This window comes from Halalkalibacter sp. AB-rgal2 (assembly GCF_041821005.1).
Taxonomy (GTDB): domain Bacteria; phylum Bacillota; class Bacilli; order Bacillales; family Bacillaceae_D; genus Halalkalibacter.
Genome location: NZ_JBGUAV010000003.1, coordinates 106,697 through 125,592 on the forward strand (window position 1 = coordinate 106,697; position 18,896 = coordinate 125,592).

20 protein-coding genes are annotated in these 18,896 nt (G+C 39.2%); 1 reads left to right on the top strand and 19 read right to left on the bottom strand.

Going from position 1 to position 18,896, the window contains the following annotated elements; genetic code table 11:
• Positions 1-105 precede the first annotated feature (105 nt).
• From ACERJO_RS03610 to rpsU, 19 genes are all read right to left on the bottom strand, one after another.
• Positions 106-918 (bottom strand): pyruvate, water dikinase regulatory protein, encoded by an 813-nt coding sequence (locus ACERJO_RS03610; RefSeq protein ID WP_247105028.1) that lies wholly within the window; start codon positions 916-918, stop codon positions 106-108.
• Positions 919-948: 30 nt separating this feature from the next.
• Positions 949-3,030: a glycine--tRNA ligase subunit beta gene (gene glyS, locus ACERJO_RS03615; RefSeq protein WP_247105029.1), complete on the bottom strand. Its 2,082-nt coding sequence runs from the start codon at positions 3,028-3,030 to the stop codon at positions 949-951.
• Between the two features lie 2 nt (positions 3,031-3,032).
• Positions 3,033-3,911, bottom strand: coding sequence for a glycine--tRNA ligase subunit alpha (gene glyQ / locus ACERJO_RS03620; RefSeq protein WP_373646579.1), 879 nt, complete (start codon positions 3,909-3,911; stop codon positions 3,033-3,035).
• A gap of 346 nt (positions 3,912-4,257) precedes the next feature.
• Positions 4,258-5,013 (bottom strand): DNA repair protein RecO, encoded by a 756-nt coding sequence (gene recO, locus ACERJO_RS03625; protein ID WP_368859657.1) that lies wholly within the window; start codon positions 5,011-5,013, stop codon positions 4,258-4,260.
• Between the two features lie 37 nt (positions 5,014-5,050).
• Positions 5,051-5,197 (bottom strand): YqzL family protein, encoded by a 147-nt coding sequence (locus ACERJO_RS03630; RefSeq protein WP_081727969.1) that lies wholly within the window; start codon positions 5,195-5,197, stop codon positions 5,051-5,053.
• Between the two features lie 226 nt (positions 5,198-5,423).
• Positions 5,424-6,338 (bottom strand): GTPase Era, encoded by a 915-nt coding sequence (gene era, locus ACERJO_RS03635; RefSeq protein ID WP_373646580.1) that lies wholly within the window; start codon positions 6,336-6,338, stop codon positions 5,424-5,426.
• Positions 6,331-6,729 (bottom strand): cytidine deaminase, encoded by a 399-nt coding sequence (locus ACERJO_RS03640; protein ID WP_247105032.1) that lies wholly within the window; start codon positions 6,727-6,729, stop codon positions 6,331-6,333. Before ACERJO_RS03640 ends, era begins: the two co-directional genes overlap by 8 nt.
• The gene (locus tag ACERJO_RS03645; protein ID WP_373646582.1) at positions 6,726-7,463 is read right to left on the bottom strand and encodes a DUF502 domain-containing protein; all 738 of its coding nucleotides are present in this window, start codon (positions 7,461-7,463) and stop codon (positions 6,726-6,728) included. Before ACERJO_RS03645 ends, ACERJO_RS03640 begins: the two co-directional genes overlap by 4 nt.
• A gap of 150 nt (positions 7,464-7,613) precedes the next feature.
• Positions 7,614-8,003, bottom strand: coding sequence for a diacylglycerol kinase family protein (locus ACERJO_RS03650; protein ID WP_247105034.1), 390 nt, complete (start codon positions 8,001-8,003; stop codon positions 7,614-7,616).
• The gene (gene ybeY / locus ACERJO_RS03655) at positions 7,987-8,457 is read right to left on the bottom strand and encodes an rRNA maturation RNase YbeY (RefSeq protein WP_247105035.1); all 471 of its coding nucleotides are present in this window, start codon (positions 8,455-8,457) and stop codon (positions 7,987-7,989) included. The genes ACERJO_RS03650 and ybeY overlap by 17 nt, the downstream gene beginning before the upstream one ends.
• The gene (locus ACERJO_RS03660) at positions 8,454-10,637 is read right to left on the bottom strand and encodes an HD family phosphohydrolase (protein WP_247105036.1); all 2,184 of its coding nucleotides are present in this window, start codon (positions 10,635-10,637) and stop codon (positions 8,454-8,456) included. The genes ybeY and ACERJO_RS03660 overlap by 4 nt, the downstream gene beginning before the upstream one ends.
• Before the next feature lie 220 nt (positions 10,638-10,857).
• The gene (locus ACERJO_RS03665; protein WP_247105037.1) at positions 10,858-11,817 is read right to left on the bottom strand and encodes a PhoH family protein; all 960 of its coding nucleotides are present in this window, start codon (positions 11,815-11,817) and stop codon (positions 10,858-10,860) included.
• A 5-nt stretch (positions 11,818-11,822) separates the two neighbouring features.
• A complete protein-coding gene (yqfD, locus tag ACERJO_RS03670; RefSeq protein WP_373646583.1) occupies positions 11,823-13,016 on the bottom strand; it encodes a sporulation protein YqfD in 1,194 nt (397 codons plus the stop codon).
• A 31-nt stretch (positions 13,017-13,047) separates the two neighbouring features.
• Positions 13,048-13,341: a sporulation protein YqfC gene (yqfC, locus tag ACERJO_RS03675; protein WP_247105039.1), complete on the bottom strand. Its 294-nt coding sequence runs from the start codon at positions 13,339-13,341 to the stop codon at positions 13,048-13,050.
• Between the two features lie 236 nt (positions 13,342-13,577).
• Positions 13,578-14,114: a hypothetical protein gene (locus ACERJO_RS03680; protein ID WP_373646584.1), complete on the bottom strand. Its 537-nt coding sequence runs from the start codon at positions 14,112-14,114 to the stop codon at positions 13,578-13,580.
• 41 nt (positions 14,115-14,155) lie between these two features.
• Entirely contained in the window at positions 14,156-15,154 is a 999-nt protein-coding gene (gene floA / locus ACERJO_RS03685; RefSeq protein WP_247105041.1) for a flotillin-like protein FloA, read from the bottom strand.
• Between the two features lie 20 nt (positions 15,155-15,174).
• Positions 15,175-16,506: an NfeD family protein gene (locus ACERJO_RS03690; protein ID WP_373646585.1), complete on the bottom strand. Its 1,332-nt coding sequence runs from the start codon at positions 16,504-16,506 to the stop codon at positions 15,175-15,177.
• A 258-nt stretch (positions 16,507-16,764) separates the two neighbouring features.
• Positions 16,765-17,208 (bottom strand): GatB/YqeY domain-containing protein, encoded by a 444-nt coding sequence (locus tag ACERJO_RS03695; protein WP_247105043.1) that lies wholly within the window; start codon positions 17,206-17,208, stop codon positions 16,765-16,767.
• Between the two features lie 14 nt (positions 17,209-17,222).
• Positions 17,223-17,396, bottom strand: coding sequence for a 30S ribosomal protein S21 (gene rpsU, locus ACERJO_RS03700; protein ID WP_003323311.1), 174 nt, complete (start codon positions 17,394-17,396; stop codon positions 17,223-17,225).
• 183 nt (positions 17,397-17,579) lie between these two features.
• Here rpsU and ACERJO_RS03705 point away from each other — a divergent pair, with 183 nt between their 5' ends.
• Complete coding sequence (locus ACERJO_RS03705) at positions 17,580-18,503, top strand: Na/Pi symporter (protein WP_247105044.1); 924 nt, start codon at positions 17,580-17,582, stop codon at positions 18,501-18,503.
• Positions 18,504-18,896: the final 393 nt, after the last annotated feature.

The following is an 18,896-nucleotide window of genomic DNA, read 5'->3' on the forward strand; positions in this document are numbered from 1 at the left end:
TTACCAAAAAACGAAGAATAAGTCTTGACTTTTTAAATTTATTTGATCTTTTTGCAAATATGCCATATTAAAGACGAAAAATTTAGTTTCATTTTTCTTCACTTGTTATTGTCTAAACATATTAGAAATTAAATTAGCTGTTTCTTCGACTGCTTTATTAGATACGTCAATAACCGGACACCCAATACGCTTCATAATCGTATCAGAATAGGCTAGTTCTTCTTTAATTCGAACCATATTAGCATAATGTGCGTCTTCCTTTAATCCAAGCGCTTTTAACCGTTCGGCACGTATACCATTCAGCTTTTCTGGGCTTATCTTTAACCCTATACACTTTTTAGGAGAAACTTCAAATAATTCCCTTGGAGGCTCAACTTCTGGTACTAGAGGCACATTCGCTACTTTTAATTGTTTATGTGCCAAATATTGAGATAATGGTGTCTTTGAGGTTCTCGAGACACCAATGAGAACGACATCCGCTCGCATAATCCCCCTTGGATCACGACCATCATCATATTTTACCGCAAATTCAATTGCTTCTACTTTACGAAAGTAATCTGCATCTAGTTTATAAATAAGACCAGGTTCAGAACGAGGATGTACATTAGTTAATAATTTTAATTCTTGTAACATTGGCCCGATAATATCAACAGCATGTACACGTTCCTCTCGTGCCTTCAAAATAAGGTAATCTCGAACCTCAGGAACAACAAGTGTGAAAGCGATCAGAGCATGTGTCTTTTTAGCCAATTGAATAATTTCAACAATTGTTTCCTCATCATCGACAAACGGAATTCTTCTTACTTCAATTCCAGCCCCATTAAATTGACTTGCCGCCGCCTTTACAACGAGCTCAGCAGTTTCTCCTACTGAATCCGAGACAACATAAACAATTGGCTTTGTTTCATGTCCTTCCACTACTTATTCCCCTTCCCTTTTCTCGAATATTTACGTAGTAAACACAAGCTCTTGAAAATTGGCAACAGATTGTATGACAGAGGCAAGTGCCACCATCTGATTCAATCGGTTTTCTCGAATGTCATGAACTTCAGACATGACCATAATATTGTCAAAGTAAGTATTAATCGTTGGGGTGATACTGCTTAATGCATCTATAGCCTGATTCACCTCACCAACTGATAATGCTTCATTTATCGCTTGCTCTAATGTTACACATGCCTCATATAAATGCTGTTCTTCTTCCTTTTCAAATAAATCTGTTAAAACTGAACCAGATTTTGTTGCCTTTTTTGAAATATTCGTCACCCGACTTAATGCATCAACCATATTTTTAAAATCAGTTTTTTGACGTCTTTCTGAAATGACTTGAGCCTTCTTTACAACTGTTGGAATGTGCCCTATTACTTGTGCTAACACAGCATCAATCACATCATACGCCATACCACCTTCTTGTAAGGCTGCTCTTACACGTAGCTGGAAGAAGTGCTGTAATTCACGCTTGACCTCTTCACGATCCCTTTTTAAAACCTTCTTTTCTTCGGCAATGTCAAGAATTTGGACCAATAATTGTTCTAGCGTTACATTTAACTCATAATCTCGCAGCATTTGAACGACACCTGCAGCTTGGCGTCGAAGCGCATAAGGGTCCTGTGATCCAGTCGGAACGAGGCCAATCGCAAAGCACGTGACAATTGTATCAAGCTTATCAGCCATACTAACAATGGCGCTAGCGAGCGTATCCGGACTATTATCACCCGCATAGCGAGGTTTATAATGTTCGAAGATCCCGTGAGCAACAGCCTTTTCTTCACCAGCAAACTCTGCGTACACTTCACCCATTCGCCCTTGTAACTCGGTAAACTCACCAACCATTTGAGTAACAAGGTCAAATTTAGCAATGGATGAAATACGTTCAGCTACTTGCTTAGTTTTATCGTCAACCGCTACTAGCCGACTAATGATCGTAGTCCCTTTTTGAACACGTCGAACCTTATCCGCAATCGAGCCTAATTCTTCATGATAAACTATTTGCTCAAGTTGTGCGAGCGCATCGTCGATCGCTAGCTTTTGATCCTCTGCATAAAAGAATGCCGCATCTGATAGTCGTGCCCGAAGTACTTTTTCATTTCCTTTAGCTACATTCTCTAAATGATCTCGGTTACCATTACGAACAGTGACAAAGTAGGGCAACAGTTGACCTGCTTTGTCTTCTACAGGAAAATACCTTTGATGTTCACGCATCGAAGTAATCAACACTTCTTTAGGCAATGAAAGAAACTCTTTATCAAAGCTCCCAAACAAAGCTGTTGGGTACTCAACTAAATGATGGACCTCGTCTAACAAATCGTCATCCACTGGTATAACCCATTTTTTTTCATTTTCTATTGTCTCAAGCTGTTGACGAATAATAGCTTTTCTTTCATTCGCATCCACGTAAACAAACTGTTCTAATAACAAACTTTTATAGTCTTCCGGCCTCGCAATTTTCACTTGGCGTCCAAGAAAACGATGTCCGTAAGTTATGTTATTTGTTTCAATATCCGTAATAGAGAACTTCACGACCTCATTCCCAAACAGGGCAACAAGCCATTGGATTGGCCGAGCATACTTTAATGAATGTGAGCCCCAGCGCATATTTTTAGGGAAGTGAAGAGACGTAATAATCTCCTTTAATTCGGGTAATAGCTCCATTGTTTGTTTACCAGCAATAAATTTATGAGCATAAATATACTCGACACCCTTTAACTCTTTAAAGAATAAATCATCAGTACTAACTCCTTGCCCTCTAGCAAATCCCTGTGCCGCTTTACTCCAATTACCTTCTTCATCATAGGCAATTTTCTTCGCCGGTCCTTTTGCCTCTTCTTCAATATTAGGCTGTGTTTCATCTAAATTTGAAATAAGGATCGCTAATCGACGAGGAGTTGCATATGCTTGAAGATCACTATACTGTAAACGTTTTTCATCTAACCAGGCCGCTACCTTTTCTTCTAATTGATTAATGGAGGGAGTGACAAATCGTGCTGGCAATTCCTCCAAACCAATTTCCAATAGAAAACTCTTACTCATATTTACTCTCCTCCTTCCTTCAACATTGGGAACCCAAGACGTTCACGCTCGTCATAATATAGCTTCGCCGCTGTCCTTGCGAGATTTCGTACACGACCAATATAACCTGTACGCTCTGTTACTGAAATCGCACCACGAGCATCTAACAAATTAAACGTATGTGAGCACTTTAGAATATAATCGTAAGCAGGAAACACAAGCTTCTCATCAAGCGCCCTTTTCGCCTCTTGCTCATACGTTGAAAATAAAGAAAATAGCATGTTCGTATCAGAAACTTCAAACGTGTATGTGGAATGTTCAAATTCAGGTTGCTTAAAAATATCACCATATGTAAAACCTTCTACCCATTCAAGGTCAAATACATTTTCTTTATCTTGAATGTAAGATGCTAGGCGCTCTATTCCATACGTAATCTCTGCAGATACAGGGCTTGCTTCAAGTCCACCCACTTGTTGAAAATAGGTAAACTGTGTGATTTCCATACCATCTAGCCATACTTCCCAACCAAGACCGGCACACCCTAATGTAGGATTTTCCCAATTGTCTTCTACAAAGCGAATATCATGCTCAAGCGGATTAATTCCAAGTGCTTTTAAACTATCAAGATACAGTTCCTGAATATTTATCGGTGATGGCTTCATGATAACTTGAAATTGATGATGCTGATAAAGCCGATTTGGATTTTCACCGTAACGTCCATCGGCAGGTCGTCTTGATGGTTCAACATACGCTACATTCCATGGTTCAGGACCGATTGTGCGCAGTAATGTGAACGGACTCATCGTCCCTGCACCCTTTTCTGTATCATACGCTTGCATGATCATACAATTTTGCTTTGACCAAAATTCTTGCAGCGTTAAAATCATTGTTTGAACGTTCATTTGCTCGCTCCTCCTGCATTCTTCATTTAAAGTGTAAATATATCTCTAAAGGCTTTCGAACAACAAAAAAACCCTCGTCCTATGCCTTCATTTGACATAGGGACGAGAGCTATATCCCGCGGTTCCACCCTATTTATTAACGTAATAATTTACATTAATCTCTTTCAACGTTATGCTCCAGAACGCCTTCCTTACCGTCTTAAGCCCTAGCTCGCACCACCCTAGGTTCGCTTTCTTAAGATACAGTAAATACTACTTTCCTTCAACGCATCATATTCATATAATATGCATCATACTCAAATTCTAGCCTGCTGTCAATAATATTTCAAAACTAATGGACGTCATTTTATTCATTTAAATCAAATCGCTCTAATTGTTCCAAAAACCGCTTTGATTTTAACCTTAGACCTGAATACTCTTGATAATAAGAATCAATAATCATTTGAATATACTTTTTTGTCTCATTTTTCAGTGAGATGTGACCAAGTCGCTCTAAATCTACATAATAGAATAAACGCAAAAGCTTCACATGCTGTGGATTTAGTTGGAACGCATGAGGATCTTTATTTCTACATTTTGGACAAAGAAATCCAGCATTCTTTATCGAAAAAGCAATAGGCTGATTTATAGATCCGCAGCTTGAACATTGATCCAGCTCGGGCTTTATACCGGCAACAGCAAGCATCTTTGTCTCAAAAATCATTTTTAGGACATCTACATCTAATCCCTCATCGATATAAATCAATATTTGATAAAGCAATTTAAATATCTCTGAATACCTTGTCTTTTCATCCGTTAGTTTATCCGTTAACTCCAGCATGTAGGAAGCATGAGCGGCTCGCCTAAGATCACTCCTAATATCACGAAATGAGCTTGTAATATCAGCTTGTTGTAAAACACCTAGGCCACTACTCGTTTGAATCACAAAAATACCATACATAAACAATTGAGAAGCAGCTGACAATCGACTTTTAGGCTTTTTCGCTCCACGAGCCATCACGCCGATTTTTCCTAATTCTTTCGTAAATAACGTCACCACTTTATTTGTTTCTCCGTAATCAATCGTACGAATGATAATCCCTTCAACTTTTTGCATCATCATAACACAAGCACACCTTCATGTTAGGTGTCAATCATACTCAATGGGTAGGTGAATCAAATGTTTCACTTTGTTCCACGTCATCTTGTCCAAATTGTTCATCTGAATCTCGCTCTAATTCCTTCAGTAACAAATACGTGTCTACGTTGCCTGTCATTGAAAAGACTTTCCATGAAAAATCGAGCATATCAGACTCCACCTTTCTAAAAGATTAACGTCCTATACTAGTATGATGACCGCTATTTTCTATATCATGTTAAGGAAAAATTGTTAATTAAAAAAGCTTGACAAAGCCAATTCTCCTTATTTTTCTACTGTCATTCCTTACTACAATGATAATCGACTAAACCAAAAAAAACAATGGCTAGCAGCCTAGCCATTGTTAAACTCTCATTACAAAGAGTAGACAACTTTCAGTATTCGTCCTCTTTAAAACCATACTCCTGCAAGTGCCTTGCTTTGTTACGCCAGTCCTTTTGAACCTTTACCCATAATTCTAAGAACACCTTTGAACCAAGTAATGATTCAATATCTGCACGAGCTCGCTTTCCTACTTCCTTTAGCATCGAACCTTGTTTTCCGATAATAATCCCTTTTTGCGAAGAACGTTCTACGATGACCGTCGCTCCAATGTAAACAGTCTCATTGCTCTCTCTCTTCTTCATTTGCTCAATGTTAACAGCAACAGAATGAGGAATCTCTTCACGAGTTAAATGTAGAACCTTCTCTCGAATTAGTTCTGCTACGACAAATCTTTCTGGGTGATCTGTCACTTGGTCACTAGGATAATATTGCGGCCCCTCATCTAAATATTCAGTAATTTGTTCGAGTAAAGTTGGAACATTATTCCCTTCTAACGCTGAAATAGGAATGACCTCTTCGAATGGATATTTCGTATGATATTCATCAATCACACGCATGACCTTTTCAGGCTCAATTTGATCAATTTTATTTATAACAAGAAAGACCTTCGCTGAAGCTTCCTTTAATCGTTCAATAATATAATCTTCACCTGGACCGTAACGTTCAGTGGCATCAATGACATATAGGACGAGATCGACATCTCGCAACGTATTTTGCGCTACTTTCATCATGAAATCACCAAGCTTATGTTTCGGTTTGTGAATGCCTGGAGTGTCAATAAATATAATTTGTGATTCATTACTCGTATAAACACCTTGAATTTTATTACGTGTGGTCTGTGCCTTATCAGACATGATTGCGATCTTTTGCCCAATCACATGATTAATAAGTGTGGACTTCCCAACATTAGGGCGTCCTATAATCGAGACAAACCCTGATTTAAATTTATTTGCTTGATTATTCATTCATATCCTCCGCTTTAAATGCTCCTGGTAATAAATCTGAAACAGTTGTTTCCTCAATATCGCCCTTCATATTTGACAAAATGACGGTTGTAAGCGGATGGCATAACTCAGCCATCACTTGACGGCAAGCTCCACATGGTGATACAGGTGCATCTGTATCAGCTACAATCGCAATCCGCTTCACATTGCGTTTTCCATCAGAAACAGCCTTGAACAACGCAGTCCGTTCAGCACAATTCGTTAATCCAAATGAAGCATTTTCAATATTTGCACCTCTTACAATTGAACCATCCTCTAACTCCAAAGCAGCTCCTACGGGAAATTGGGAATAGGGCGTATATGAATAGGCCCTAGCTTCCATCGCTTCTTTAATTAATTGCTGCTTGTTCATATCCTTTCATCCTTTCGTTTCCTTACTCTAACGACCATTTGACCTTCTTCATATTCTCCTTCAAATGATTCACCTTGACCTTCATCATCAGGTGGCACAACCACTCCTCCTGAAATAATAAATTTAAGCCCTTGCTCTACTGTCATATTCAAGAAAACAACATCTTCACGAGGAATTAAGACAAGCCAACCAGATGTAGGGTTCGGAGTAGTCGGTAAAAAGACATTAATACAGCTTTTTGATGTCAACCTTTGCACCTCACCACGCGTTTCACCGGTCTGAAATCCAACCGTATACAACCCTTTCCGAGGATATTCAACGAGTACAACATTTTTAAAAGACGACCTTTCCTGAGCAAAAGCGTGAATAATTTGCTCAACAGAGGTGTAAATGGAATTAGCTATAGGTATCTTTCGAAATGTATGATCAATCGAATAAAAAACTTTCGAACCCTTCCCTTGGAGACGCATCGCGCCAACCCATGTCACTAGAAGAATCGTTAGCACAAACCCAATGCCTAGCAACCGCTCTGAAAAAGGGGTGTACACGCCGAGAAAATAAATACGATCATCCACGCTTGTAATAACATTTAATCCTTTTAAAACGTCCGTTATAAATGAACCTAAAAAAGCATCCACTAAACTAAACAATAGTTGCAATACATAAATCGTTGCAATTGCAGGCAATAGAAAAATGAGCCCTGCTATAATATTTTTTTGGAACCTTTTCCACATGACTGAAAGTACCCCTCTCCCAACCATATAAGAAACATGAAGCAAACTTTTTCTTAATGGCACCTATACTTAGTCTAACAGATATTACTCTTAATCCGAACGACCCATACCATTAAGATAGACGCTTTTCACTAAACATAAACCATTCCATTACGACAATAGCTCCAATAACGGAGGTAGAAATATAAGTATACCTATTACAACAGCAAAGAAGCAATAAATAAACACGCCCGCTGCAGCAATATCCTTTGCACGTTTAGCTAATGGATGATACTCATTTGTCACTAAATCAACCGTACGTTCAATAGCTGTGTTCATAATTTCTAAAGCAAGCATGCCGGCTATGACTAGTAATAGAATGAGCCAGTGGATCAACGGAACACTTAAAAAGTAAGCGCTCAATAGAGTAATAATGGCAACAATAAAATGAATATTCATATTTTGTTCATGCTTAAGTACATAAACAAGCCCTTGCGATGCATAATAAAATGATTTCAGCAGTCGTTTAAAGCCACGTCTATTTCTATCTTGTAAGTCCATAATCCATCAATATGTTCTCTTGCCTCGAGAACATTTCCTTCTCTTCGGCTTCTGTTATATGATCATAACCTAGTAAATGTAGCATACCATGAACCGTTAAAAAACCGAGCTCTCGTTCAAACGAATGATTGTATTCATCTGCCTGCCTTTGAATATGGGAAACTGAAATAATAATATCACCTAACATATTTGGCAAACCGTCACCTATAACACGAACTTCTTCTTCTGATTCTTCATTTAACGCAAAAGAGATCACATCTGTAGGATGGTCCTTATTACGATATTGTGCGTTAATTTGTTGAATTTGTCCTTCGTCAACAAAAGTAACAGACACTTCAACCTCTCCCTTTACCTGTTCATATTCAACGGTCTTAATTATAATTTGTTCAACAAGGAGTTTATGTGTTTCCTGTAAAGTATCTGTTTCATCAATAAGGTCAATAATGACACTCATTTTTTATCTCCCTTTCCTTTTATATCTTCGGGGTACTCAATTCGTTGATGAAACGTTCCCTTTAACGTTTCACACATTGATCGTGCAACTTGATCCAATTCTTTTAGTGTCAAATCTGACTCATCAAACTGACCATCCTCAAGCTTGTCCCTAATAATCTTACGTACTAAAGATTCAATTTTATCTAGTGTTGGCTTTTGCATCGAACGAACAGCTGCTTCCACACTGTCTGCAATAGCCACAATAGCTGATACCTTCGTTTGCGGCTTCGGACCTGGATAGCGGAACTGGGATTCAGAAATCTCCTGTTCACTTTCTTGGTTAGCCTTATGATAAAAATACTTCAATAGTGTTGTTCCATGATGTTGCTCCGCAATATCAATGATTTCCTTAGGCATTTTAAATTCTCTAAGCATTTCCGCTCCATCATAAGGGTGTGCCGTTATAATGGTTCGACTTAACTGTGGTGATATTTTATCATGCGGATTTTCCATTTTCATTTGATTTTCGATAAAGAAATGAGGACGCTTCGTCTTACCTAAATCATGATAATAAGAAGCGACACGTGCTAGTAAACCATTTTCACCAATTACCTCACAAGCACCCTCTGATAAGTTTCCAACGACCACACTATGGTGGTACGTACCTGGAGCTTCGACTAAAATTTTTCTCAGCAGTGGATGATTCGGGCTCGACAATTCTATTAGTCGTGTAGACGATAGTATTCCAAACCCTGCTTCTAAAAACGGTAACAATCCAATCGTTAAAACAGATGCAACAAAACCTGATAAAAAGGCAAAGCCAAGATGCATGCCCAACTCAATCCAAGAAGGTTGAACAGATTTTAAGAAGAGCAATGTCACGACAACGACGATGTTAATACCTGAGACGAACAAGCCTGCACGGAGTATTCGAGATACTCGATTCGACTTTTCGAGGAAATAAGCGCCTGCAAATCCACTAAACAGCATATAAAATCCATATGTGAAATTAAATGTACCTACCGTATCATTATTAAAAAAGACACTGCCCATTATCGCGAATATGACACTTGTAAATAAAGCAATTCGAGTATGAATCAATAGCGTAATCAGCATCGCTCCAAGTGAAACAGGTACAGCATATGCTAATCCGATAATTCCTATGACTTCTAATAAACTAACGACTTTCATTAAAATAACCGTAATTAAGAAAATGATAATAAACATGAGTAAATGGCTATTATTCGTTTGAACAGACGTCTTAGCTTGGCTTAAATAGTAAGATAACATCGCCATCATTAACATTATTAACATGGCGAGTCCTATATAAGGTAGAAAATGCACTTGATCATCCAATAAACCAACTATCCGCAATTGCTCATACACTTCATGGCTGATCATTTCTCCTTCACGAACAAGAAGCTCTCCTTCACGAATAAGAACTGGCTCGACATTTTCAGCAGCCTCCTCACGAAGTTGCTGAGTCGCATCAGCGTCATAAATATAATTCGGTATGATCGCAAATTGTGCCACTTCAACCATTGCGTCCAGTAATCGATTACTTACAGTAAAAATTGCAATTTGGTTCTCAACCTCTCGCTTGGCATCAGATACATCACGCGTCGAGATCGATTCACTCATAATTTCATAAACCGCATTTGTAGTCGATTCTCGCGCTATTTGCAATTGTGAATCAGTCGCTTGTAAAAAAGTTAATAGTGTATCATCAGAAAGATCATTGCTTGTCCCAGGTGAGAGTACCTCCTTTATATACACAAGTCGCTCTTCGAGTAATTCCTCTTCAGTACTTAAGGCAAGTTCATCCTCCTCAAGCTCCTCTTCTTCAAGCTCTTCTTCCTCTTCGTTACGAACTTGAGTAATGAGGTCAAATATATCATGCACTTTGCCCACCTGGTTTTCAGCATATTCGCGCTTTAATTCATAAACAGGAGCGATAGAATCTCGTGCTTCTGCTCGTCTCTCATCTGTTTCAGACCTATGCTCAACTGTAAAGGGCGAACGGATATCACGGTCGGCCATTTCAGAAAGTCGGACATCTAACGTATCATGTATAATATTCCCAATCATCAAAAAGTATAAAAGTACGCTAACAATCATGAATAATATAATACGTATGTAACGATGATCCCTTAGGCGTTGCCACCATTTTAATTGATCAATCGGTGATTGTTTTTTCATCAATTTCACCCCAACTTTTTAAGAAAAGCGATCAAAATTGTTTATTCACTAAGCACTGACAGTATTGAAAGATCGCAAATGAGTATGATCTATGTACGTTAGTTATATAAAAGTCCTGCCATAATAGCAGCTTATAGCAGGACTTTTGAAATAAAAAATCAGCGTCACTTATTTAAATAGATTCCATTACTTTATAGACGTTTCATCAACTAGTATGGTTTCATTCATTGTGCTGCTCATAAGCATTTACTATTTGCTGAACAAGCGTATGTCTAACAACGTCTGCTTGTTGCAAGAAAATAAACCCAATCGAAGAAACATTCTGCAGGATGTCCATAGCAACCTTCAAACCTGATTTTTTCCCACGGGGGAGATCAACCTGTGTTAAGTCGCCATTAATGACCATTTTCGATCCAAATCCAAGTCGTGTAAGAAACATTTTCATTTGTTCTGGTGTCGTATTTTGGGCTTCATCTAAAATAACAAATGCATCATCAAGAGTACGACCTCTCATGTAAGCTAGTGGCGCTACTTCGATCGTTCCTCTTTCCATAAGACGTGTCGTATGCTCTGCGCCTAATACATCGTGCAATGCATCGTATAACGGTCTCAAATAAGGGTCAACTTTTTCTTTTAAATCCCCTGGTAAGAACCCTAGACTTTCTCCAGCCTCTACTGCCGGTCTTGTCAGTACAATTCGTTTCACTTGACCAGCCTTTAACGACGCGACAGCCATTACTACAGCTAAATAAGTCTTTCCTGTTCCAGCAGGACCTATTCCAAAAACCATGTCCCGTTGCCTTAATGCTGTTACATAATGGCGCTGCCCTAACGTTTTCGCCATTATTGGTTTACCTTTAATCGTTGTAGCTACAGGCTCATCATATAAATCAACCAATTCATCGAGACGATTTGTTTCAGCTAGTTTGATTGCATATACAACATCACGCTCAGAAATCGTAATACCTTTTCGAATTAGTTGTGTAAGAGTCATTAATATATGTTGAACGAGCTCACCTTGAGCCTCGTTCCCTGTAACGAGTACTTCTTCACCTCTCGTTACAAGTGTAACACCTAATTGCTCCTCAATTCTTTGTAGGTGACGATCATTTGGTCCAATGAGCGCTTGTGTCTCGTTGGCATTTTTGACTTCTAACGTAATTGTTTTCACTTCTGACAATAGACTCAATCTCCTTGAATAATCGGCTGCTCCGATGTAATATCTTCTATTACTTGGTAATGTATTTGTAACTTTACTTTACCATTCTCAAGTGCTTCGTGCAAAACTTTTTCTCCAATCACTTCGGCATCATTCGGCAAATGTTGTATAAGTTCTGCTTTCGCTCTTTTTTTTGCAGCAGCAATTGCTTCGTCTTTTGTATATGTCCGTTCATAATCGACTGATTCATAATAAGTTACACGTTCATATGAAATCGGCAATGTCCATTGAAAAAAGCGAATTGGTTTCACATGGTTATCCTGTTCTACTTGCTCAAATGAATGCTTCCCAAACCCCCAAATAGGTAATGATATTCCACCAATCTCCAAATGATGTTTAACCTTTCGCTCCCCACTTAATGTTGTAAACAACGCTTCTAATGGTACTTCCACCTCGGACTTGTACCAAATCTCACCCAATATTACCGCTTGTGCAGCGACAATCTTCTGTTCTTCTTCACCCTCTTTACCGATGTATCCTGATACTAAAAGGTCTCCTTCACGAACAAAATCATTTATTTTCACTACTGATTGTCCATGTTCAACAAAAACTTTATTAATAATGGCTTCCTTAGTGGCTACTAAATGGCGCGGACTGTAACGCTCAGCCTCTTCAGGCAATTGCTGTTCAACGACTTCAAATTCATAAGTTGTCCCTTTTTGCCGTACACCAATCCATGTTGCATCTTCAACTCGTTCACTCACTTCACGTTGTATATACTCTACATTCGGTAATGTAAATTGAAACACACCTCGTTTCACACCTAGTTCCTGAATCACTTGACGTAATTCATTTTCAACTTTCGGTGAAGCACCCTTCACCTCAATATTCCAAACGACATTAGATAACAGAAGGATAAGAACAAAGAAAATAGCTATACCAGCAACAAATCCAAATCTACTTCCCATGCTCTTTAATAGAAATGGCCATCCTCTTCGATGGGTAAACACTATTTTACACTGAGACTGTCTTAACAACGGCCTTAACCGCTTAACATCCTCTAGATGGAGAGATGCAATAATTGCATCATTATTTACCCTTTTAACATTCCATATCGTAATACCTTCATTTATACAACGATTTAATACTTGTTCAACATATCTCCCCGTTACTCGAATGCGAACAACTCCTGAGATATTAGACAGCCATTGATTCCTCAATAATAACCCCTCCTTAACAGTAAACAATGCCTTATGTACTTTTATTCTCATCAACATAAATCACTTGGTCTATTCTTCCTTCTAAAAGCAATTCTTCTGGCAAGATCGTTTTAATAACAAATTGATCTCCTTTTATCAAAAGCTGACCTTGTTTCAATAACAAACGTAATTCTTGGTTGGAAAATCGTAACACACCTCGATGATTCTCTATATAAATATGAAGTTGGCCAATCATTGTAATCCGCGGCAGGTCCATCATTACATCAGCGGGTAGGCCCATCTTCTTAGTCATCCAGCTTCGCACTTGTTGACGCCACTTCTTCATTTTCAGACCCCCTCTCTCATATCTCTATGATGCAAAACAAAAGAGAAGAACTATTCTTGGGATGGTTTTTCCAAGAGTCATTCTTCTCTTAACTCACTTATTTTTCGTTACCGTTTCTTATTTCTATTAGCTGAGTGCAAGGAGACCAATTCGTCTAAACATAGTCAATTACGGTTCTATTCTATGTTAAAAAACAACAAAAGAGCACAGAATGAATCCCATGCTCTTTTGTTTCATTATCCATTTCTTCGATTTCGCACAAATGTTTGATGAGGCTGTCTTGCGCGTGGTCGCCCAAGAACCTCAGCCCAAACAACACCCTTCATCGCTTCTTTATTTGAAATTTGATCGAATTGTAAGTTTAATCCATTCGATTCAGAGGCGACAGGTTCTCCAGACTGAGCACTAGAACGCTTTCTAATTTTCTTTAATCGCTCATCAAGTTTGCGTTTTTTCTCACGCTGTCTTTCTTGCTCTTGCTTTAGATCTGAATTCTGTTGTTCATCTTCACTTGCTTTTACAGGCTCAGAACCTGGCCATGATGTCTTTTGTTCAAATTCATCTGTATTAAAGAGGTCACGCCAATCGATTTGTTTTTCATTGGCCGTTTCAGCTTTTGGCTCTTGCTGCGGTTGTCCAGGAGACGTTTGCTGCCGTTGCTGTTGCTGTTGCTTCTCATTGTTTTCCTTCGTCATCCGACCAAAAAAGCTAATCAACCCACCTACAATAATAATAAATGGTAGCAAGCTCGAGAATAAATCAAAAACATTCATGATGTTCCTCCTTTCCTTTTTTGGGAGGATTACAATTTTTTTTAATCTTTGTTTTTATCGTTTGTTTCATCAGAGGCTTTGCTAATTGAATCACGCATGTCTGTATCTGCCATTACATTTTGATAGTTCATGTAATCCATGACACCCATATTCCCTTGACGTAATGCCTCTGAAAGCGCCATAGGTACTTCCGCTTCCGCTTCAACAACCTTCGCACGCATTTCTTCAACACGAGCCTTCATCTCTTGCTCATGAGCAACGGCCATAGCACGACGCTCTTCCGCTTTCGCTTGAGCAATTTTCTTATCAGCTTCTGCTTGGTCTGTTTGTAATTCTGCCCCAATATTTTTACCGATATCGATATCAGCAATATCAATCGACAGGATTTCAAACGCTGTACCAGCGTCAAGCCCTTTACCTAATACTGTTTGTGAGATCATATCTGGATTTTCAAGAACTTTCTTATGGTTATCCGCAGAACCAATTGTCGAAACAATCCCTTCACCTACACGGGCAATAACCGTATCTTCTCCAGCACCACCGACTAATCGATCAATGTTTGCACGTACCGTAATACGAGCCTTCGCTTTCACTTCAATCCCATCCATCGCTACACCGGCAATAAATGGTGTCTCGATTACTTTCGGGTTAACACTCATTTGAACCGCTTCTAATACATCACGCCCAGCTAAATCAATCGCCGCTGCACGCTCAAAGCTAAGATCAATGTTGGCACGTTGCGCCGCGATAAGTGCATTAACAACACGGTCAACATTACCACCAGCTAAGTAGTGTCCCTCTAACTTTGATGTACTTAAGTCAAGACCTGCCTTAACCGCTTTAATTAATGGATTAACAACGCGTGCTGGAATAACTCGACGTAACCGCATTCCAACTAATTCAAAAATTCCGATTTTCACCCCAGCTGCTAACGCCGAAATCCAAAGCATGACTGGAACAAACGTAAATAATACAGCTAACAAAATTAAAATAATCGCAAGACCAACGAGCACCGTAATATTTCCTGCATCTAATGGCATTTTCCATTCCTCCTATAAAGTTATTTACTTTCTCTCACAACAATTCTTGAGCCTGCCGTATAGACAATCTCAATTTTGCTTCCTTGTTCAATATATCCTCCCTCAGTGACAACGTCAAGTCGTTCATTTTCAAAAACGGCTGAACCCGCAGGACGAAGGGGGGTTAATGTTTCACCAATTTGTCCAACTAAGTCTTTTCTCGTTTCATTTGTAATATACCCTTTTTCATTGCTTGTCGAATCAGTTAAGACCATTTTCTTCATCGGCCCTCTGAACCCAAAATATTTAAAGATCAACACAGCTGCAACAGCTGTCACAATGATCGCAATCGCAATGTAGATCAACATACTCGTCATCGAAAATGAAGCTAACAACATTCCACCGATAACTGAGCCAATACCAAGCAAACCAAATATTCCGAATCCAGGTATAAATATTTCAATTAAAATTAACGTAAAGCCGACTCCTAATAAGATAAATGATTCCCAGCCAGCAAATCCTGCGATCATATGACCAAAAAAGAAAAGCAATAAAGCTGAGGCACCCATAATGCCAGGTACGCCAAAGCCAGGTGAGTACAGCTCTAACACAAGTCCTAAACTACCAATAGACAGTAAGATTGGGATGACAATTGGATTTGTCACAAAACGAGCTAATTGCTCCGCAAAACTAACCTCCATATCTTCTACAATCGCATTGTCTAACCCAATAAACTCCAGTAATTCAGAACGATCACTTGCAATAGCTTCTGCATAACCTACTTCTAGCGCTTGATTTGCACCTAATGTTAATAGCTCTCCCTCAGGTGCTCTCACTTCAGGTAAGTCAATATTCCGATCAGCCATAGCTAACGCATATATAGGATCACGATCATTTAATTCTGCTGCAGCCTCCATTCGACTCAACCAATAAGACTGTGTCTTTTCATCTGCTGCATTTCCTGCTCCATCAATTACAGCAGCCGAGCCCATACTGGCATTAGGGTGCATAACTATTCGGTCTGTATTAAGCGCTATGTAAGCACCTGCTGAAATCGCGTCAGGGTTCACAAACGTAGTAATCGGAATATCTGTATCTTGAATCAGCTTCGCAATATTTCCCGCAGCATCCACTGCACCGCCCGGTGTATTCATCTCTAATACGATATGATCTGCTCCAGCCTCAAAGGCTGCTTCAAATGAACGACTCATAAATGCTTCAAGGCCTCGTTCAACCGCTTGCTCAACAGGAATAAAGAAGACAACTGGACGTCCTGCTTCCTCATCGTTGCTATGAACAAGAGCTTGCACTAGCATTAAGAAAATAGCCATCATGATACAAACGAACGAAAAACGCAACATGTGCCTTCGCATAAATTAAACCCTCCCTTCTTTGATGTCATAATAACGTATACGAATACACACTTCCATAGGTTTCACAAAAATAATTAATACGATTAAATATTCTCAATTTTAATTTGTTTCACTGATTATACTTAAAATAACTCAAACGAAATATACACTTATATTAAGAAAAAGGTGTCACCAAGCACCTCGGTGACACCTTCTTCTTAAGCTCATCATTAATTAGGAGCCTAAAATGTTTTATAAGATAGCCTCTATTGCGTCATGTTAAGACAAATGTTGTTGAACTAGACGATTCACAAGGCCACCATCAGCTTTCCCTTTAACCTTAGGCATAATGGCTCCCATAACTTTTCCCATATCTGCCTTTGAAGAAGCCCCTACTTCAGCTATCGTATCTTTCACAATAGTCGAAAGCTCATCTTCTGATAATTGTTCAGGCATATACGCTTCAAGTATGGAAATCTCTGCACGAAGCTTAACAGCTAAATCTTCACGATCTGCTTTTTCAAACTCATGGAGGGAATCCTTGCGTTGTTTCAGTTCGCGATTCAGCACCGTTAGGCTATCATCATCTGTCAATTCGCGTCCGAGCTTAATTTGCTCATTCTGTAATGACGATTTCACCATACGGATTACAGAGAGTTTATCTTTTTCTTTGTTCTTCATCGCTGTCTTCATATCTTGATTTAATTGTTCAAGAAGATTCAATGAATACACCTCTCTTAGAACTTACGCTTTCTTGCTGCTTCAGATTTCTTCTTGCGTTTTACACTAGGCTTTTCATAGTGCTTACGCTTTTTAACCTCAGCCAACGTTCCTTCTTTAGAGAGTGATCTCTTGAAGCGACGAAGTGCAGCATCAATCGATTCGTTTTTGCGAACACGAGTCTCTGCCATTGTATATCCCTCCCTCCGAAACAAACCAACATCAACACGTACCTCTTAAGTAGAATGCACGTCTTATAGAATTATAATATATAGCCAACTTTTGGTCAACTCAAACTTTCCGTCACAACGTATGAAGATTTTACTGTCATGCTTGTTCATTTTTGTCCATAAGTTGTTAATAGAGGTGATGACATGATAAAAGAACTCGTTTCACTTTTAGCTGTATACATAACCCTATTTCTTTTTGGAATGATCGTGCTGCGAACCGGCCTCTTCCAACTAAGTGGACAATCGTTCCACCGTTGGCTCCATCAAATGACCGATTCACCTTGGAAAGGCTTAATCGTTGGAATGGTTGCTACTGCTGTTTTGCAAAGCAGCTCAGCCATCATTGTTATGACTGTTGGACTAGTAGCAACAGGCTTTATTCAATTTCGTCATTCAATTGGTATCATATTAGGAGCTAATATCGGTACGACAGTAACAACTGAATTACTTACATTAGATGTGTCTGCAATGATCATCCCGTTACTCGTCATTGGATTTCTATCACTCCTTATTCCAAAAAAAACTACTTTTTCTCTCGGTTGTTCCACCTTTGGATTAGCATGCATTTTTATAGCGATGAATGGTCTGGAATCACTTGCCTATCCTTTATCTTCTATCCCAAATATTCATTCCTTCTTCCACATAACGAATGAACATCTCTCTTTCGGTATCGGTTTAGGAACGATTATGACGGCATTTATACAATCGAGTACGGCAACGACAGCTATCGCAATGGGCTTCATGAATGATCATATACTAGACTTACCTGCTGGTATTGCGATTATGCTTGGTGCCAATATTGGTACTTGCATTACCGCATACCTTGCTAGCTTAGGATCAGGAAAAAGCGCACGGTTAGTAGCCTTTGCGAATATTTGGTTGAACGTCATTGGTGTTATCCTCTTCTTACCGTTCATCCATGCTTTGAGCTATATTTCACAAATGCTGACATCTGATCCTATGACACAACTTGCCCATGCTAGTTTGTTATTCAATTCAGTTTGTTCCTTTCTGTTATTACCTTTAGCAAATTACTTTGCGTCATTGATTGATCGTATTCACTCGTAACAAAAAAACTGGGACATAATGAACGTGTTGAGCTAAAAATCAGAACATTATTCTACTGTAGCGGATGAAATTATACGGAGACTCCTGAGGACTGAAGGAGAGGCCACTGAAAAAGTGCTCGTTTACGTTGGACTTGAGTCCTCGCTCCGGGGATGGGGGGCACGCTTTCCGCAGGCGGGCATTGAACGAACCGGCTGCGCCGGTGGATTTCAACCTGCCCTTCCCTCCTGCAGGAGTCGGCCCTCCCATCCCGTCCGCTTTGTTGAGAGGTAAGATAGACATTCCCTACTCTTCAACGATAAATAGAAAAGGCAATTCTCATCCGAAAATGGACGGAGTTTGCCTTTTCTTTTTAATTAAAATTTTATTAGCACGAGGGGACCCACCTTTTCC

Bases quoted from the DNA above. Each gene is read 5' to 3' on its own strand.
- glyS (WP_247105029.1), bottom strand. From the start codon at position 3,030: ATGAGTAAGAGTTTTCTATTGGAAATTGGTTTGGAGGAATTGCCAGCA.
- glyQ (WP_373646579.1), bottom strand. From the start codon at position 3,911: ATGAACGTTCAAACAATGATTTTAACGCTGCAAGAATTTTGGTCAAAG.
- recO (WP_368859657.1), bottom strand. From the start codon at position 5,013: ATGATGATGCAAAAAGTTGAAGGGATTATCATTCGTACGATTGATTAC.
- ACERJO_RS03630 (WP_081727969.1), bottom strand. From the start codon at position 5,197: ATGCTCGATTTTTCATGGAAAGTCTTTTCAATGACAGGCAACGTAGAC.
- era (WP_373646580.1), bottom strand. From the start codon at position 6,338: ATGAATAATCAAGCAAATAAATTTAAATCAGGGTTTGTCTCGATTATA.
- ACERJO_RS03640 (WP_247105032.1), bottom strand. From the start codon at position 6,729: ATGAACAAGCAGCAATTAATTAAAGAAGCGATGGAAGCTAGGGCCTAT.
- ACERJO_RS03645 (WP_373646582.1), bottom strand. From the start codon at position 7,463: ATGTGGAAAAGGTTCCAAAAAAATATTATAGCAGGGCTCATTTTTCTA.
- ACERJO_RS03650 (WP_247105034.1), bottom strand. From the start codon at position 8,003: ATGGACTTACAAGATAGAAATAGACGTGGCTTTAAACGACTGCTGAAA.
- ybeY (WP_247105035.1), bottom strand. From the start codon at position 8,457: ATGAGTGTCATTATTGACCTTATTGATGAAACAGATACTTTACAGGAA.
- ACERJO_RS03660 (WP_247105036.1), bottom strand. From the start codon at position 10,637: ATGAAAAAACAATCACCGATTGATCAATTAAAATGGTGGCAACGCCTA.
- yqfC (WP_247105039.1), bottom strand. From the start codon at position 13,341: ATGAAGAAGTGGCGTCAACAAGTGCGAAGCTGGATGACTAAGAAGATG.
- ACERJO_RS03680 (WP_373646584.1), bottom strand. From the start codon at position 14,114: ATGAATGTTTTTGATTTATTCTCGAGCTTGCTACCATTTATTATTATT.
- floA (WP_247105041.1), bottom strand. From the start codon at position 15,154: ATGCCATTAGATGCAGGAAATATTACGGTGCTCGTTGGTCTTGCGATT.
- ACERJO_RS03690 (WP_373646585.1), bottom strand. From the start codon at position 16,506: ATGCGAAGGCACATGTTGCGTTTTTCGTTCGTTTGTATCATGATGGCT.
- rpsU (WP_003323311.1), bottom strand. From the start codon at position 17,396: ATGGCAGAGACTCGTGTTCGCAAAAACGAATCGATTGATGCTGCACTT.
- ACERJO_RS03705 (WP_247105044.1), top strand. From the start codon at position 17,580: ATGATAAAAGAACTCGTTTCACTTTTAGCTGTATACATAACCCTATTT.